15 protein-coding genes and 2 other annotated features (2 of these 17 running past the window's edge) are annotated in these 17,314 nt (G+C 32.7%); all 15 genes read right to left on the reverse strand.

Features of this window, described 5'->3' with window-relative positions:
• Nucleotides 1-56 (reverse strand) — a sequence feature (ribosomal protein L21 leader region) (it extends 18 nt beyond the left edge of the window).
• Between the two features lie 77 nt (nucleotides 57-133).
• The 15 genes from ABID96_RS15955 to ABID96_RS16025 all read right to left on the reverse strand — a co-directional run bounded on the left by ABID96_RS15955 (nucleotide 134) and on the right by ABID96_RS16025 (nucleotide 17,145).
• Nucleotides 134-1,573: an Rne/Rng family ribonuclease gene (locus ABID96_RS15955; RefSeq protein WP_192602872.1), complete on the reverse strand. Its 1,440-nt coding sequence runs from the start codon at nucleotides 1,571-1,573 to the stop codon at nucleotides 134-136.
• Nucleotides 1,574-1,693: 120 nt separating this feature from the next.
• On the reverse strand, nucleotides 1,694-2,005 hold the full coding sequence (locus tag ABID96_RS15960) for a hypothetical protein (RefSeq protein ID WP_377896947.1): 312 nt from the start codon (nucleotides 2,003-2,005) through the stop codon (nucleotides 1,694-1,696).
• Between the two features lie 701 nt (nucleotides 2,006-2,706).
• Entirely contained in the window at nucleotides 2,707-3,567 is an 861-nt protein-coding gene (locus ABID96_RS15965) for a site-2 protease family protein (RefSeq protein ID WP_192602874.1), read from the reverse strand.
• Nucleotides 3,560-4,330 (reverse strand): M23 family metallopeptidase, encoded by a 771-nt coding sequence (locus tag ABID96_RS15970; RefSeq protein ID WP_088004132.1) that lies wholly within the window; start codon nucleotides 4,328-4,330, stop codon nucleotides 3,560-3,562. The genes ABID96_RS15965 and ABID96_RS15970 overlap by 8 nt, the downstream gene beginning before the upstream one ends.
• A 98-nt stretch (nucleotides 4,331-4,428) precedes the next feature.
• Nucleotides 4,429-5,223, reverse strand: coding sequence for a septum site-determining protein MinD (gene minD, locus ABID96_RS15975; RefSeq protein ID WP_192602875.1), 795 nt, complete (start codon nucleotides 5,221-5,223; stop codon nucleotides 4,429-4,431).
• A 2-nt stretch (nucleotides 5,224-5,225) separates the two neighbouring features.
• On the reverse strand, nucleotides 5,226-5,912 hold the full coding sequence (gene minC / locus ABID96_RS15980; protein WP_088004136.1) for a septum site-determining protein MinC: 687 nt from the start codon (nucleotides 5,910-5,912) through the stop codon (nucleotides 5,226-5,228).
• Between the two features lie 47 nt (nucleotides 5,913-5,959).
• Entirely contained in the window at nucleotides 5,960-6,478 is a 519-nt protein-coding gene (gene mreD, locus ABID96_RS15985) for a rod shape-determining protein MreD (RefSeq protein WP_088004138.1), read from the reverse strand.
• 7 nt (nucleotides 6,479-6,485) lie between these two features.
• Nucleotides 6,486-7,337: a rod shape-determining protein MreC gene (gene mreC / locus ABID96_RS15990; RefSeq protein ID WP_192602876.1), complete on the reverse strand. Its 852-nt coding sequence runs from the start codon at nucleotides 7,335-7,337 to the stop codon at nucleotides 6,486-6,488.
• A gap of 155 nt (nucleotides 7,338-7,492) precedes the next feature.
• The gene (locus tag ABID96_RS15995) at nucleotides 7,493-8,524 is read right to left on the reverse strand and encodes a rod shape-determining protein (RefSeq protein ID WP_088004142.1); all 1,032 of its coding nucleotides are present in this window, start codon (nucleotides 8,522-8,524) and stop codon (nucleotides 7,493-7,495) included.
• A 133-nt stretch (nucleotides 8,525-8,657) separates the two neighbouring features.
• Nucleotides 8,658-9,344, reverse strand: a complete 687-nt coding sequence (gene radC, locus ABID96_RS16000; RefSeq protein WP_192602877.1) for a RadC family protein — start codon at nucleotides 9,342-9,344, stop codon at nucleotides 8,658-8,660.
• 17 nt (nucleotides 9,345-9,361) lie between these two features.
• On the reverse strand, nucleotides 9,362-9,925 hold the full coding sequence (locus tag ABID96_RS16005; protein WP_192602878.1) for a Maf family protein: 564 nt from the start codon (nucleotides 9,923-9,925) through the stop codon (nucleotides 9,362-9,364).
• A 340-nt stretch (nucleotides 9,926-10,265) separates the two neighbouring features.
• On the reverse strand, nucleotides 10,266-11,219 hold the full coding sequence (locus ABID96_RS16010; protein WP_192602879.1) for a hypothetical protein: 954 nt from the start codon (nucleotides 11,217-11,219) through the stop codon (nucleotides 10,266-10,268).
• Between the two features lie 159 nt (nucleotides 11,220-11,378).
• On the reverse strand, nucleotides 11,379-13,097 hold the full coding sequence (locus ABID96_RS16015) for a sensor domain-containing diguanylate cyclase (RefSeq protein WP_192602880.1): 1,719 nt from the start codon (nucleotides 13,095-13,097) through the stop codon (nucleotides 11,379-11,381).
• Between the two features lie 30 nt (nucleotides 13,098-13,127).
• Entirely contained in the window at nucleotides 13,128-14,429 is a 1,302-nt protein-coding gene (locus tag ABID96_RS16020) for a bifunctional folylpolyglutamate synthase/dihydrofolate synthase (protein WP_192602881.1), read from the reverse strand.
• A gap of 73 nt (nucleotides 14,430-14,502) precedes the next feature.
• Nucleotides 14,503-17,145: a valine--tRNA ligase gene (locus tag ABID96_RS16025; RefSeq protein ID WP_192602882.1), complete on the reverse strand. Its 2,643-nt coding sequence runs from the start codon at nucleotides 17,143-17,145 to the stop codon at nucleotides 14,503-14,505.
• Between the two features lie 51 nt (nucleotides 17,146-17,196).
• Nucleotides 17,197-17,314, reverse strand: a binding site (T-box leader) (it continues 127 nt past the right edge of the window).

The following is a 17,314-nucleotide window of genomic DNA, read 5'->3' on the forward strand; positions in this document are numbered from 1 at the left end:
CAATGACAGGCATGCAAAAAGCATTTAATACCTGCTATGAGCGGTTGTAGCACGGGTGCGCTACAAACAATAACATTATGATGTTACCACGAGCGAATAGTTCATGTCAACAACTATTCCGCTGATAAACCTATTATAAATAGCTTTTCACGTCTTTTTCTGAACCTACTCTGACAATCTCATAGTAATGAATTTTAGAAGATGTAATATTTAGATAGATATTCATATATAACGCTTTTTCAAGCCTCTTGATATGTAGATTATTTTCCCCGTTTATGTAATTTGCCACATCGCGATCACATTCAACAAGAATTGCTTCATATTCGCTTGACGATGTTTCCCATAGCTCTCTTTCCAATTCAAAAGCAATTTGCTCTGCACTTTTTATAAGTCCCGTCCCATTGCAGACTAAACACTTTTGATGGGTAGCTTCGATATGTGAATGAGTCGTGCGCTTTCTTGTTAGTTCAAATAACCCTAGATTTGTAAAACCAAACAACTTCGTAAATGCTCGATCATTTTGAAATGCTTCCCGTAACAAATCAGATATTTTTTTCTGTTTTTCTGTTGAAGGCATATTAATAAAGTCAATTATGACCATACCACCAATATCTCTTAGTCTCAACTGACGTGCGATTTCTACTGCAGCAAATTGGTTTGTCTGAAATATAGTTTCTTCTCTATTTTGTTTACCACTGAATTTACCTGTATTCACATCAATAACAGTCATTGCCTCAGTTTGCTCCATAATTAAAAAAGAACCATTTTTTAACCAAACAATTGATTTATATGACTTTTCGATTTGTTCTTCAATTTGATAAGCGACAAAAATATTTTCTTTTCCTTTGTAAACTGAAGTGGGTATTGTCATAGGCAGATGATTTTTTATTGAAAGTAAGTCATCTACAATGATCTCGTTAATTGTACTTGTTGGGTGAAGCTTAAAAAACTTCGTGTACAATGAATTTGCTTCCCACACACAAGTCACTTTTTTTGATACTTGCTTTGCAAATGAAGAATAAATTGTTTGAAAGTGAACTAACTCATTCAAAATCTCTTCATTACTCGCGTGTTCACTCGAAGATCTAAAAATTACCCCTTCAGATCCACTCGTGTTCTCTCTACCGAAAGAATAGAACTTATTACGAGTTGCTTCTTTTTTTATTTTATTTGAAACGGCAACCTGTTTCGTAAGTGGGAAATAAACAACATAGTCACCAGAGAATTCTAGATTATTTGTAAGCTTCGGTCCTTTTTCATCAAAGGCATCCTTAATGACTTGAACAAGAATATACTGACCTTTTTGAAATGTTTTTCGAAGGGCTTCGCCTGATTGATCCGGATTTTCTTTACCTTCAATCGTATCTTCATATCTCATAAATCCATTTTTAGTTAAACCGACATCAACAAATATCGCATTTAACTTAGGCAATACATCTTGCACTTGACCAATATAAATATTACCCACAAATGAACTTGTATCAGCTGATGAATACCACTCAACTAACTGATTGTCTTCAACTACTGCTATTCTTTTTTCTGAATGTTTAACATTCATAATGACTTTCTTCAATTTCATCTTCCTAACTTTCTATAATACTTCTCATTTTATTCATTCCTTTTAGAAAAAGCTAGTTAAGATACAATCCACAAGAAAAAAACACCACAAACTTGTGGTGTTTTCTCTTTCTAATTACTCATCACGTTTATCATTATCAATCATATCTTTTGGATCTTCTATAATGTCTTCTGGATCAGGGTCATTATCATTCTCATCATCACGCAGGATATTATCGTCTTCATCTACACCAGGTGCATTCATATCATTATCCCTGATATCATTTCTTACATCATTTCTTAAACCATTATTTCTTACATCATTGTCTCTATATATATCATCATTATTTAAATCCACATCATTCATATCGTTTTCGTAATTTACAGGAGTATTCACGTTTCTTCGATTATTTACATCATCTCGATCATCATTTGCATTACAACCCATTAATATCACAGAAGATAAAAATACACTAGTTAAAATAAGATATATTTTTCTGTTCATAACCATCATGTCCTCTCACAAAACATATTCTTACAGCATATTGCATTAGTTATTATCTCTTTTTCAAGTGTGGGTATTCGAAATTTGATGATTCAAAGTCAATTGGAAGTATTGCCATAAAAAGGATTAAAAAAAGCCACTTTAAATAAGTGGCAGGTTCTGACTATTGGAATTTTTTTCTTTGTTAAGTTGATAAAGAAATGCTGGAATACTCGACTCCTGTGTGATTTGTGAGACATCTAAGAACCCACAAACGCGTATGCCCCATGGAAAGTGAGCATCCTGAAGTGGAAATCAATGTATTGAATAATTCCACAACTTTTTGATTAATACTCTTCAAAGAAAGATTTTTAAAACGAACTCTCAAATCAAACATAATCAATAACTTCATACGACTTTTATCTATTTATTTTTATTCTTAAAAGGTTTTCATAACACTCGCCCATTATCAGAAAATGATTGAAACGGAAGGATGCTCGACTCCTATGGGAGCTGCGGGACAGCTGAGACCCCGGAGGCTCGCCGAGGAGGCTCAGCGCCCGCCCCATGGAAAGCGAGCATCCTGCAGTGGAAATCAAAGAGATACTCTTCATAAAAAAATGGCAACTATTAATTGCCATCCCACATTTTTCTTCCCATGAAATTTAACTGATCAACTCTTCAAGAGAATAAGTAGCTTTTTTCTCCGTAAAATAAGCATGCAATAACTCATTCTCATCAAGCATCTGTTGATTTCTCTTATCCACATTAAAAACAACATTATACTTATACCCCTTATGGAAATTAGAAAACACCTGAAAAAGCTTTGTCTCCTTCGTCAATGATATAGATTTGATTTTCTGGATATACTGTTCATTTCCATAAAAACGCTCCATCAGAAAACGAATTGCAACAAAATGCCTATTCTTCCACTCAATCCATAAAGAAATATATAAAAACAACAAACAAGCCCAAATGGTTATATTAATCGGTTGAATCACTAACGTCAAAACTGTAGCAATTGATAAAAATAAAAATGACGAATAAAGACTATACAAATGCGCCTTCACAAATGGGAACATTAAAGAAAACAATTGATTCATAAATTTCCCACCATCTAAAGGCCAAATTGGTAATAAATTAAAGCATAATATGCTTACATTATACCCGATAAAAAGTGAATATAAATTTTCAGGAATATAATTCATCTCAAATAAAAACTTTGCGATCACAAATAATGTTACATGTTGTATTGGACCTGATATTGTCACAATGAACTCTTCTAAAATCGGTCGATTTCCATGTTCATCTAAATCCACAACCCCACCAAATGGTAATAATGTAATTTTATTAATTCTCCAATTAAAACTAGTTGCAGCGATTGCGTGTCCTAATTCATGACAGAAGATAATAATCGTAATAAATAAAACTGACCAAAAATTTGCTGTTAAAATACCAATACATGCAATTAATAAATAAAGTGGATGTAGTGTAATCTTTGAAGCAAGTTTTATCCATTTATTCAAAAGATATCACCTTTTTCGGGTCAATAAATTTTTCACCCATTTTGATTGCAAAGTAATACGTTCCAAAATTACCTTCTTCATCAGGAGTAACAGTACCTAAAACCTTTTTACTATCGACTCTTTCCATATACTTAACATTTGTTGAACTTAATTTTCCGTACCAAGATTCAGATCCATCCGCATGTTGCACAATCACCGTTTGTCCCAAATCATCCTTTTCACCAACAAAAATTACATTTCCACCTTCAATAGCCTCTACCTTTTGATTTAGTTCAGTTTGAATTAAAATACCTTGCCCGTCCGTTTTAAAACTTTGTAGTACTTTCCCACTAGCTGGGACACCATAGTCTACACTATCAACCGTTTCATTTTTCTTATTTATTTGAGGTAAGAAGGCAATAGGAGATCCGAACCGATCTTCATACCACTTTTGTATTGAAGCAAATTGAAATTCACTGTTATACACCTTTGATAGTCCATTTCTTACTTCAGTAGAAATTGATGAATTACCTTTTAAGACGATCGCTAACCCAAGAACAATAACGGCACTTAATAAACTTCTAAACAAAAAAGTAGAATGATTCATTACTTTTTTACCTTGCTGTTCAACTAAATCATCATAAGAATACGTATACCCATTTTCGGTAGTTTGTGCTTCATTTAGAGGGAATTTTGTCATCAATTGATTTGGATGACCCCATTTATCCTCTTGTTCACGTCGTTTAGCAATTCTTTTTCGAATATCATCAACGCGTTTACTCAAAGTGTCACCTCTTTTCACAGTCTTGTTAATTAAACTATATGAGAATGGTGGACAACTTATGAGTAAAAAGAAAAACACTTCGTTAGAATAACGAAGTGTTAACGGATTCCGAATAATTTTTTAACTTTAAAGAATAAACTCTTTTCAGCTTCTAATGATTGTAATGGTACTGACTCACCTAACACTCTTCTTGCAATATTTCTATAAGCAATTGAAGCTTTAGAATTTGGATTCATCGCGACTGGTTCACCACTATTAGTGGCTTTAATTACATTCTCATCGTCTTGAACAATTCCAATTAAATCAATAGCTAGTGTAGAAGTAATATCATCTACATCCAAACTATCACCATTTTCCATCATATGGCTTCTAATACGATTAATTACTAGTTTAGGAGGTTCGATATCCTCTTGTTCTAATAATCCGATAATACGGTCTGCATCTCTAACTGAAGAAATTTCTGGCGTTGTGACAACAATCGCTTTATCTGCTCCAGCAACTGCATTTTTATATCCTTGCTCAATTCCAGCAGGACAGTCTATCAATATATAATCATAGTCTTTTTTCAGTTCATCAACTAGCACTTTCATTTGTTCAGGAGTAACAGCAGTTTTATCACTCGTTTGAGCAGCCGGTAATAAGTATAAGCACTCAAAGCGTTTGTCTTTGATTAATGCTTGATGCGTTTTACAACGACCTTCTACAACGTCAACTAAATCATAAACGATTCGGTTTTCTAAGCCCATGACAACGTCTAAGTTTCGTAGGCCAATATCGGTGTCAATTAAACATACTTTTTTACCAAACATTGCTAAAGCTGTTCCTAAATTTGCTGATGTCGTTGTTTTACCAACTCCACCTTTACCAGATGTAATTACTATAGCCTCTCCCACAGTTACATCATGCCCCTTTCTAACCTTGTCAAACTAGGTCTAAGATGAGTGAGAAATTGAATTCGATCGACAATGATATGGTTATCTTCATTTATGTATGCACATTCCATTTCATTGCCTTCTTCACCATAATGATCTGGTGCTCTGTTCATTATGCTGCAAATTCTCAACTGCATTGGTTTCATTATAGACGCTGCAATAACTGCCTCATTATTGCCATTAAATCCAGCATGAGCAGTCCCTCGAAGCGCACCCATAATAAAGATATTGCCACCTGCAATAACAGTTCCACCCGGATTAACATCACCGATTAACAGTAAATCACCTTTTACTTGGAGAACTTGACCAGATCGTACCATTCTGCAAATAGGAACGATTTCTTCTCTTTTTAACCATTCCATCGCTTCTTGTTTCGAAACAACATTACTGTCGATTGATTCAACAACAAGATTGTTCTTTTTACGAACGATAGATCGTATTATTTCATCTTGTTCGGGAGATAAGAAGCGATTTCCAATTTTTAATCGGACTGCAATTAATGGACGATCATTGCTCTCAAACAAGTGGGTAGACAGTCTTTCTTCAATTTCATCTACTAAAATCTGAAAAGAACATGTATCATCGAGGTGCAGCGTTAGACCATCTTTTGTTCCTTTTATTGTAACATATTGTTGCCTCTGTTCCATGATAAGTGTTCACCCCGAATGTATAATTCGACATGCACTCAAAAAATCCTTTATTTTTCCTCATTATTTTCACTAATTGTTCTTAATAATGATGACAGAGGAAATGCAAAAATTAATATAAAGAGTGCATTCAGTAATAATGTCGGAAATAATCGATGATTTATGAAGTAACTATTTAACATATTTGTATATCCAAATAGAATATTTAATCCATAAACTAAGTATTCTAAAGCAATTGTCCAAATCAGAACTAAAATGCTTCTAATAAATAAATTAGCATAAAGTATTTTCATTGCTTGGCTTATTAAAAATATAAATAAAGGAAAAGCCGCTAAATATATTCCAATAATTTCTGTGTACGCAATATCATAGATTACGCCAAATATAACACCATATACAAGTGCTTTCTTCGGATTATAATATAACGTCATAAATAATAATCCGAAAAACAGAAAATGTGGTACGATAATTCCCTTTTCACCTAATAGTGTTGGGGACACGTTTGAAACATAAATATTTTCTAATATGAAAAGAAGTGATAGAAGAAGAGGTAAAACATACTTACTCATCTACTTTCTACTCTCCTTCCTGTACGTCAATGGTGCGTTTTACGACAATGACATGGTTAATATCATTAAAATCTGCTTGTGGCTTAATATAAGCAGTCTGAGTTAATCCATGTTCATCTGGTTCAACTTCTTCAACCTTCCCGATGACTAAAGTTTTCGGAAAAACTCCGCCAAGACCAGAAGTCACCACAGTTTGTCCTTTTTTAACTTTTGCATTAGAAGGGATTCGTTTAAACAATAGTGTTTGTTTTTCAACATCGTAACCTTCAATTAAGCCAAATACTGTATTTTTCTGTTGAATTTTTGCAGAAATACGATTTGTTCGATCAGATGCACTTAGTAATTGGACAGTAGAAGAGAATTTTGAAACGTTTTTAACCTTTCCAATTAATCCTTTTGCTGTAACAACCGCCATCTCTTTTTCAACACCATTAGTTGAACCCTTATCAATGGTAATAATCTGCTGCCATTTATCAGGATCTCTAATAGTTACTGTTGCTTGAATTGATTCGTAATCACTTAGGTCCTTAGTATAACCAATCAGATCTTTTAATTCTTTGTTTTCTTTTTCTAGTTCCTTCTCACGAACAGATAGCTCTACATATTTATCAAGTTTACTTTTTAATATTTGATTTTCTTTATATGTATCTTTCAAATCCGAAATATTATTTAATAAACCCGCAATATATTGTGCGGGTTTATTAAATACTTTTTCAGTCAAACTTACTGTATCTTTAATAAACTGCTCGGGAATAGAAAGGTTTCTGTTATTTCTTAATGAATAACCTAGAAGTGCCACCAATAATATAATAGCAGCCAAGACAATCATTAAACGTTTATTTTGAAAAAATTGTGGCATCCTGACACCCTCTTATAGCAATTCAGCTTCATTTTTAAATGATTTCATGCGTATAATCCTCACCAGAGACAGTGAGGATTACACATAATACAAATTACTTTTTCTTATTATTTATTTAATCACTTTAGACAAAATCGTTCTTATTCAAAATAATTTTATCTGTAATTTGAAGAATAATTCTTTTTGAAAATATCAATATTGTCTAACGCTTTGCCTGTACCAATTGCAACACAATCAAGTGGATCTTCCGCAACTATTACTGGCATATTTGTTTCTTGACTAATAACTTTATCAAGATTACGAAGAAGAGCACCGCCGCCTGTTAACACAATACCACGGTCAATGATATCAGCTGCCAATTCAGGTGGAGTTTTTTCTAATGTATTTTTTACAGATTCAACAATTGCTGTTACCGTATCACTTAATGCGCTAGCAATTTCTTCACCATAAATAGTAATTGTTTTTGGTAAACCGGAAATTAAATCTCTTCCGCGAATATCCATTTTTTCTCCATTTTCTGTTTTAATTGCCGAACCAATTTCAAGCTTTAATTGCTCTGCCGTACGCTCACCGATCGCTAAATTATAATTTTTCTTAATGTACTGCATAATCGCATCGTCCATATCATCTCCAGCAGTACGAATCGATTGACTAGTAACGATACCACCTAAAGAAATAATCGCAACTTCAGTTGTCCCTCCACCGATATCTACAACCATGCTACCAGTTGGTTCCATTACAGGCAGATTAGCTCCGATTGCAGCTGCAAAAGGCTCCTCAATCAAGAACGCATCACGTGCACCTGCTTGTCTAGTAGCGTCGATTACCGCTCTCTTTTCAACTGCCGTAATCCCTGATGGTACACATACCATTACATAAGGTTTACGTGAGAAGAATCCATTACTTTTTTGTGCTTGATGGATGTAATGCTTCATCATCGTAGCTGTCGTTTCAAAGTCAGCAATTACGCCATCTTTCATTGGTCTTGTAGCGACTACATTTCCTGGTGTACGACCAATCATATTTTTCGCATCTTTACCTACAGCAACAATTTGCTTTGTATCTGTTTGCAATGCAACTACTGATGGTTCTCTTACTACAATCCCTTTTCCTTTTACAAAAACTAAAGTATTGGCAGTACCTAAGTCTATTCCTAAATCACGTGTAAATCCGCCTAATCCTAACATATGTATCTTCCTTTCTAAAACGTACAACTTTTCATTATATTTAATGTATCTAATTATATTTTCTTATCGTTAGTAAATAACAGGTTTTTATCCATAACTTACATTATAAAACAATTAGTACTTAATGAACACCCTAAACATAACCTTTTTCTTTTAAACTGATATACTTATGTTCACCAATAATGATGTGGTCTAGTAATTCAATTCCAATTATTTTTCCACATTCAACTAATCGTTTTGTGACTTCTATATCTTCTCTACTTGGTGTAGGGTCTCCACTTGGATGATTGTGTAAACAAATTATTGAGCTAGCTGATCTTCTAAAAGCTTCTTTAAATACTTCTCGTGGATGTACTATTGAAGCATTTAAACTACCTTTAAAAATAGTTTCGCGGGCAATAATTTGATTTTTTGTATTTAAATATAAACAAATAAAATGCTCTTGTTCAAGAAATCTCATTTCATCCATCATAAATTTAGCACAATCATCAGGACTTTTTATCACAAATCTCTCTTCAAACTGTAATCGATTGATTCTCTTACCTAATTCGAAAGCTGCTAATAATTGTGTAGCTTTTGCCTCACCAATGCCGTTTATATTTGAAATTTCTTCGATCGAAGCATTCATCAATAATCGAAGTCCATCAAATTTATGCAATAATTGGTTAGAAATTTGTAAAACAGATTCATTTTTAGTCCCAGTTCTTAATACAATAGCAAGTAATTCTTGGGTGGACAAGCTACTCGGACCCTCTTTAATTAACCGTTCTCTCGGACGGTCATCTTTTGGAAAATCTCTAATAAGTAGAGAATTTTGCAAATAACCACCTCATTTGCCTAATTAAAAAACAGCTCATACAGTTTTTTCTTAACTTTATTGATAGGAAGCCCTACTACAGAGAAATAATCGCCGTCTATTTTCTCTACAAATGTACCACCAAACCCTTGAATCCCATACGATCCTGCTTTATCCATCGGTTCGTTAGTATCAATATAGTCTAAGATTTCTTGATCACTTAAAACACTAAATGTGATTTTAGTACACTGATAAAAGTTGGAAGTGATCCCTTCATTGATAATTGAAACCCCTGTAAAAACTTCATGGGTGTTTCCAGATAGCATTTTTAGCATCGCAAATGCATCCTCTTTTGAAGAAGGTTTACCCAGCTTTTGATCAGCAAACGTAACAATTGTATCAGCACCAATTACAATAGCATTAGGAAACTTTTTGTACACATCTGCAGCCTTTTGCTCAGCTAACTTCATTACCAATTCCGAAGAATGCAAGTGTTGCTCCATTACTTCTTCAACATCACTAGTTTCAATGATAAATGGAATATTTAACATACTTAGTAGTTCTTTTCTTCGAGGAGATGCAGAGGCTAATATAAGTTTTTTCATTTCATTCACCTATTATTTGTTTTTAAAAGGAAGGATACAACTCCATCCTACCTAGATACCCACTATAACACAAATTAGTAAAAAACACTTTTCGACTTTTATTCGTTAATAAAATGTAATAAAAATGAAAGAATTGCTATTTATTAAAATACCCTAAACATAAAAAATTCATTTTTCATTTGTAAGCGGATTAATTTTAAACTGATTTATATACAATACTTGTCCTATCTATAACAAATACAACTCATCATTTTTTATTAAAAAGATTAAAATTCTTTCATTTCCCCTTTTCCCCTCCCCTACTATTGTTATATTACTGTAATAAAAAATACACTAACAATTAATTTGTTAGTGTATTTTTTTGTTCCTTTAATAACTTAAATAAGCCTAATACATCTTTTTGAACATTTTGTGTAACTTGATTTAGACTTTGGCCTTCACTATTTGATAATTCTTTTTCTATATTTTGTAAATGTTTCAACCCTGTCAGTAATTGTTGATTTTTAATTAGGTCTTTTTGATTATTTAAGATTAATAATGTAGAGTTAATTTGCTCTAACTGCTTTTCATTATTAAAATTATTACTTGATAAGTAAGATAAAATAAATGCAAAAGTCTCGATTTCGGCTTTATACATTTCCACTGATTGTTTTGGACCTGTATATTCTCCACCACCTATCGATTCTTCTTTTAAATAAACACTGTCTAGTTTCTTCTTAACCTCATCTTTAAGAAAAGTACTTTCTTTACCACTCAATGCGATCACTACGAAAAAAGCTTCATTTTTTTCATAAATGACTGCTTCGTAACCCTGCTCAGCTATTTCGTCTACATTTTTCTGAGCAGAATCCATATTTTTAAACATACCAACTTGTGCTAAATCAAAGGAAATGGCAGGAATATTCATCTGAACTTGTGTCGGAGCGACAGTGACTACGTCTGGACTTTGTTGTTCTGATTTAGATTGTTTAAATATACTTAAAAATACAAATCCAAAACATAAGCCAATTAGGCTCGCACTAATAATTGAGATAATGATACTTTTGTAAGAAGAATTATTAAGAAAAAAAGGAATTTTTCTTTTTTCTTTTTTCATTTTCGGCTTTTTCTTTTCATTCTTTTTCTTTTTCACATCATCTAAGACTATTACTTTTTTTCCTAACCCGTCAGGTGTTGGAAGTACCCATTGAAATTCAGTTTTCTCTTCTACTTTTTCATGAGGATTCACAACATCTTCTTCATATTCCTTTTCCTCTCCGTTAATTTTAATCGATATTTTTGAGGACTTGTCCATTTGAATCCTCCTAATATTTTATTTTATAACGTAACAGAATACTAACATACAAAATCAAAAAAACTAGCCGACATTTGTCGAGAACAACGATGTATCGCTCTACAAATTTCGCTTAAACTTTTATACAAAAAAGAAACTGTCTCTCATGAGAGACAGTTTCTACTTACTATATAATGCTACTTTATTTCTTCCAGCATTTTTCGCATCTGAATACATTGCACGATCCGCACAACGAATTAAATCAGTAGGCTCATTTGCAACATTCGGCGCAATTGCAGCACCGATACTAGCTGTTATCGTTAATTTTATTTTTTGATTTTCATTTTTCATATGATCTGTTACAAAAAATGGAATATTCTCTAGGCTTGTCCTAATTTCTTCAGCGATTAAAAAAGTTTCGTTCTCATCATAATTAACAAGTAGTACAGAAAATTCTTCGCCACCAAAACGAGCAACAATTCCTTTTTTTTGGACTATACTTTTAATTCTTTGTGCAACCTCATATAAAACTTCATTTCCAGCTTGATGACCATAAAGATCATTTACTCTTTTAAAATGATCTAAATCCATTAATAACAAAGATATAGATTTAATTTCAAAAGTCTTTAAACGGACAAACTCGCTTTTGATCAACGCTTCTAGATATTGAAAATTATATAAGCCAGTCAAAGAATCTGTTTCACTTTTCATTTTTGTTTCTAAATAAAAACGAGCATTTTCAATTGCAATTGCAAGGTATAATGCTAGGATTTCGACCATAACAACTTGATATCGTTTGTAAGCATTTTTCTGTTCAGAAGCAAGCGTTAGCACACCAATCACTTGCTTATTTTTAATAATGGGTATTGAAAGTAAACTTTCTGCATTTATATATTTCTTATGGTCATTTGTGAACCATTGTGATCTTCGGTTAAAAATAAATTCTTTTTTCTCCGAGAACACTTTTTCAGTAATAGACCCTTCAAACAGATTATTGATGATGGGTTTATTATTATCTTTTTCTTCAGCACTATTTTGAAAAAAACGTTTTAATTTTAACTGATCATCATTCATTAAATATAAAGTTCCATAAGTTACTGGAATTAGATTTGTTAATTGATCGAAAAACTCATCTATAACATTATCTTCTTCCATTCTTTGCGTCATTTTTTGGCTTATATTCATCGTTTGTTTTAAATATTTATTCATATTTAACGCTGATGATAAAGAATTAAGTATGACCATTAAAATAATATAATAAATTGCCATATAAAATAATGTTAAATAACCTTTTGTTTCTAACATTAAATATAAGCTGATACCAATAGGGTACATTAGTAAGCTGATGAAAAGATCCCATCTAAACTCACGATTAAACATTTTCGCATCTTTTTTAAATAATTTTATAGTGATTACATATAAAATGATTTGATTGATCCCAAAAGATACTAATGTATAGATCAATAATGGAACTAAATTATTAATCATTTCGCTTGTTCCACTAAATCCAATTGTTCCACCAAATAGTTTGTAAAATATCGCACTTCCAACGGAACATATAGCAAACATTAAAGAATTAAGAGGCATCCGATATAATGTTTTCCTCGTAAGACTTAATCTTATATATAGAAATGCATATCCCATTTGGGTTATTAGTAATTCTGCAAAGAGACCATACTTTAAAAAAACTAATATAGAAATACCTAATATAAATGAAAAAGTAGCATCATTTATTTGAATTGGCATATTTGCAACTACTAAAAATAAGCAGAAGATGATAAAAAAGCTCGCTTTTTCTATTTGACCAAGGGGGCTAACCACGTGAGCATAATAAAAAATGATTGGCATTAGGACTGCCCAAGAAATCCAAATTAGTCTATTATTATGCTTATTAATCATGATTAGTGTTTTCCCTCCTTACGAATTTTTTTAATTGTGTTTATTCACTAAATATTTTCTCACATCTGAGATAAAATATAAAGAACCAGTTAGTAATAAAATCCCATTTTTTTGAATTTTTTTAACATTTTTCTCTATTGCTTCTTTGAAATTTATTTCATAGTCTACATTTAGTGTTTCTGCAATATGAATTAATTCTTCATGTGACATTGCTCTAGGAAAATCAAAAGTTGTCATGATGATATTATTTGTTATATTTTGTAGTAATTCTACCATTTCAATTACATCTTTATCTTTTAAAGCAGAAAAAACAATTGTAATGTCATGTTGATTGAAATGAGATTTGATCGATTCAACAAGACTTTGTATTCCTTCTATATTATGGGCACCATCAATTAATATCATCGGTTCTGTAGAAATTTTCTCTAGTCTACCTTCTCTATAAGCTTTTTTCAAACCTGACTTTAATTCTTTTTCAGTTACTTGAAAACCATATGTATCAGTTAGTAATTCTATTGCCATTATTGCGCATGACGCATTCCTAATTTGATGTTGGCCTATCATTGAAATTTCTATTTGTTCAAATTTGTTTTGTTGACTAACAAAGTTAAAACACTCATGATCTTGACCATACAAATCGATTGCCTTAAACTGTTTATCAAATTCAAATAGTGTTGACTCATTCTTTATCGCCATTTTTTGAATAATGTTAAGTGCTTCTTCTTTTAATTCCGCCGTAATCGTAGGAATACCTTTTTTAATAATTCCAGCTTTTTGTACAGTAATCTCCTCAATTGAATTGCCAAGAATTTGATGGTGGTCATGTCCTATGCTCGTAATGATACTAATTAATGGTGTTATAACATTCGTACAATCCTCTAATCCGCCTAAACCTACTTCCACAAGAAAAATGTCATGTTCTTGGACTTGGCCAAAATAGTAAAATGCCATTGTGGTCAGAATTTCAAATTCCGTTGGTGCCCCACATGGAAGTTTTTCTACTTCTTCTACAATTGGTTTCATTTTATTTACTAACATTATAAAGTCTTCTTTTCCAATCATTTCACCACAGAACATAATTTGTTCTCTATAATCAATTATATAAGGGGAAGTAAAAGTTCCGACCTTATAGCCAGCCTCTAATAGAATGCTTTGAATGTAGGATATTGTTGACCCTTTACCATTTGTTCCTGCAACATGAATAGCTTTTATATGATGATGTGGTTGATCCAATCGAAGTAGCATCTCTTCCATTCTCTGTAAACCTGGTACGATTCCAAATTTTGTTCGGTTTAACATCCAATTTATTGCATCATTATAAGTACTTATCATTTTCAATCACCTTTTTCGTAAAAAACGACGAATAAGATAGCTCTCTATTCGTCGTTTTGTTACTTTCAATATATTATTTACTTAATTCAGCAATACGTAATGTAACTGCAGCTTGTTTTTCTAAATAATCTTTTTCTTTGCGTCGTTCTTCCTCAATTACTGATTCAGGCGCTTTCGCTACAAATCCTTGATTACTTAGTTTCTTTTGAACTCGTTCAACTTCACTCGTCCATTTTTCTAATTCTTTTTCTAAACGTTTTTTCTCTTCATCTAAATTAATTAATCCCTCAAGCGGTAAATAAATTTCTGCTCCACTTATTACAGCAGACATACATTTTTCTGGTGCAGTTAAGTTCGTAGAAATTGTTAATTCTTCAGGATTACAGAAACGTTCGATATAAGAACGATTTTCTTCTAAAGATACTGCAATTGCTTCATCTTTCGCAGCGATCATTAGTTGTACCTTTTTGCTCATCGGCGTATTTACTTCTGCACGAATATTACGAACTGAGCGAATTAATTCAACTAACATTTTCATCGTTTCAGATGCTTTTTTATTTGTTAAATCAGCATTTACAGTTGGCCAAGCTGAAACTGTAATTGACTCACCCTTATGAGGAAGTGACTGCCAAATTTCTTCAGTTACAAATGGCATAAACGGATGTAAAAGCTTCATTGTACTTTCTAAAACATATGCTAAAACAGAACGAGTCATATTTTTGGCATCTTCATTTTCACCGTATAAAGGAATTTTAGCCATTTCAATATACCAATCACAAACATCATCCCAGATGAAATTGTAAAGTACACGGCCAACTTCACCAAATTCGTAACGATCAATTAATGAAGTTACACTTTCGATCGTTTCGTTTAATCGAGTTAGAATCCATTCATCAGCAACAGATTTTTCCTTCGTTAAATCAATTTGATCATAAGTGAATCCTTCCATATTCATTAAAGCAAATCGAGAAGCATTCCAAATTTTATTTACAAAGTTCCAAGTAGCTTCAACTTTTTCAATACTGAAACGTAAATCTTGACCTGGTGCACTACCTGTTGTTAAGAAGTAGCGTAGTGAATCCGCTCCATATTTCTCAATAACATCCATTGGGTCAACACCGTTACCAAGTGATTTACTCATTTTGCGACCTTGTTCGTCTCTTACTAATCCGTGGATTAGTACATCATTGAATGGGCGCTTACCTGTAAACTCGATCCCTTGGAAAATCATACGAGATACCCAGAAGAAAATAATATCATAACCAGTTACTAATACGTTTGTAGGGAAATATGCTTGGAAATCTTTACTTTCTTCATTTGGCCAACCTAATGTTGAAAATGGCCATAATGCTGAACTAAACCAAGTGTCTAATACATCATTATCTTGATTCCAATTTTCAAGATCAGCTGGTGGCTCCTGATTTACATAGATTTCGCCTGTTTCTTTATGATACCAAGCTGGAATACGATGTCCCCACCATAATTGACGAGAAATACACCAATCGCGAATATTTTCCATCCAACGAAGATACGTTTTTTCAAAACGATCCGGTACAAATTTAACACTATCATCAGAGTTTTGTAATGCAACTGCAGCATCAGCTAAAGGTTGCATTTTAACAAACCATTGAGTAGATAAATATGGCTCTACTACCGCTCCACTTCGTTCGCTATGTCCTACAGAATGCATATGCTCTTCGATTTCTACAAGAACGCCCATCTCTTGTAAGTCTTTAACGATTTGTTTACGACATTCAAAGCGATCCATTCCATTGTATTTACCAGCTTTTTCGTTCATCGTACCATCTTCATTCATAACTAGAATTCGTGGTAAATCATGACGGTTACCTACTTCAAAATCATTTGGATCATGAGCAGGTGTAATTTTTACTACTCCTGTACCAAATTCCATATCAACATAATCGTCTGCAATAATTGGAATCTCGCGGTTAACGATTGGAAGCATTACAGTCTTTCCAATCATTGCTTGATATCTTTCGTCTTCTGGATGGACTGCAATTGCAGTATCACCCAACATTGTTTCTGGACGAGTTGTTGCAATTTGAATCTTTCCAGATCCATCAGTTAAAGGATATTGCATATGATAGAATGCACCTTGAACATCCTTGTAAATTACTTCGATATCAGATAAAGCTGTTTTTGTCGCAGGATCCCAGTTAATGATATATTCTCCGCGATAAATTAAACCCTTTTTATAAAGTTTTACGAATACTTCCTTTACAGCATCAGAAAGACCATCATCTAACGTAAAACGTTCACGTGTATAGTCTAATCCAAGACCAATTTTCTCCCATTGAGAACGAATGTGAGAAGCATATTCTTCTTTCCATTCCCAAGCTTTTTCTAAGAACTTTTCACGTCCTAAATCGTATCTTGTTAAACCTTCTTCACGTAGTTTACCTTCTACCTTAGCTTGAGTAGCGATTCCAGCGTGATCCATTCCTGGTAGGTACAATACATCATAACCTTGCATACGTTTTGTACGAGTTAAAATATCTTGTAATGTAGTATCCCAAGCATGACCTAAATGTAATTTTCCAGTTACGTTAGGCGGTGGAATTACAATTGTATATTTTGGTTTCTCCGATTCTACTTGTGCTTCAAAAAACTTTCCATCTAACCAAAATTGGTAACGATCTTTTTCAACTAAACTTGGATCATATTTTGTTGGTAATGATTGTTGTTTTGTTTCCATGATTACATCTCCTCTTTGATATTTGAAAAATAAAAAACTCCATTCATCCTATAAAAGGACGAATGGAGTTTGATTCGCGGTACCACCTTTTTTTGTCAGAAAAACAGAAAAAAATTTAAAACATTTCTGACACACTTAAAAAGATAACGGATCATCCGGAAACTTCTAG

It is taken from the genome of Gottfriedia sp. OAE603 (genome assembly GCF_040543965.1).
Taxonomy (GTDB): domain Bacteria; phylum Bacillota; class Bacilli; order Bacillales; family Bacillaceae_G; genus Gottfriedia; species Gottfriedia solisilvae.

Excerpts from the sequence above, each read along its gene's own strand:
- ABID96_RS15960 (WP_377896947.1), bottom strand. The coding sequence starts at position 2,005 with ATGGGTTGTAATGCAAATGATGATCGAGATGATGTAAATAATCGAAGA.
- mreD (WP_088004138.1), bottom strand. The coding sequence starts at position 6,478 with ATGAGTAAGTATGTTTTACCTCTTCTTCTATCACTTCTTTTCATATTA.
- mreC (WP_192602876.1), bottom strand. The coding sequence starts at position 7,337 with ATGCCACAATTTTTTCAAAATAAACGTTTAATGATTGTCTTGGCTGCT.
- ABID96_RS15995 (WP_088004142.1), bottom strand. The coding sequence starts at position 8,524 with ATGTTAGGATTAGGCGGATTTACACGTGATTTAGGAATAGACTTAGGT.
- ABID96_RS16005 (WP_192602878.1), bottom strand. The coding sequence starts at position 9,925 with ATGAAAAAACTTATATTAGCCTCTGCATCTCCTCGAAGAAAAGAACTA.
- ABID96_RS16010 (WP_192602879.1), bottom strand. The coding sequence starts at position 11,219 with ATGGACAAGTCCTCAAAAATATCGATTAAAATTAACGGAGAGGAAAAG.
- ABID96_RS16015 (WP_192602880.1), bottom strand. The coding sequence starts at position 13,097 with ATGATTAATAAGCATAATAATAGACTAATTTGGATTTCTTGGGCAGTC.
- ABID96_RS16020 (WP_192602881.1), bottom strand. The coding sequence starts at position 14,429 with ATGATAAGTACTTATAATGATGCAATAAATTGGATGTTAAACCGAACA.
- ABID96_RS16025 (WP_192602882.1), bottom strand. The coding sequence starts at position 17,145 with ATGGAAACAAAACAACAATCATTACCAACAAAATATGATCCAAGTTTA.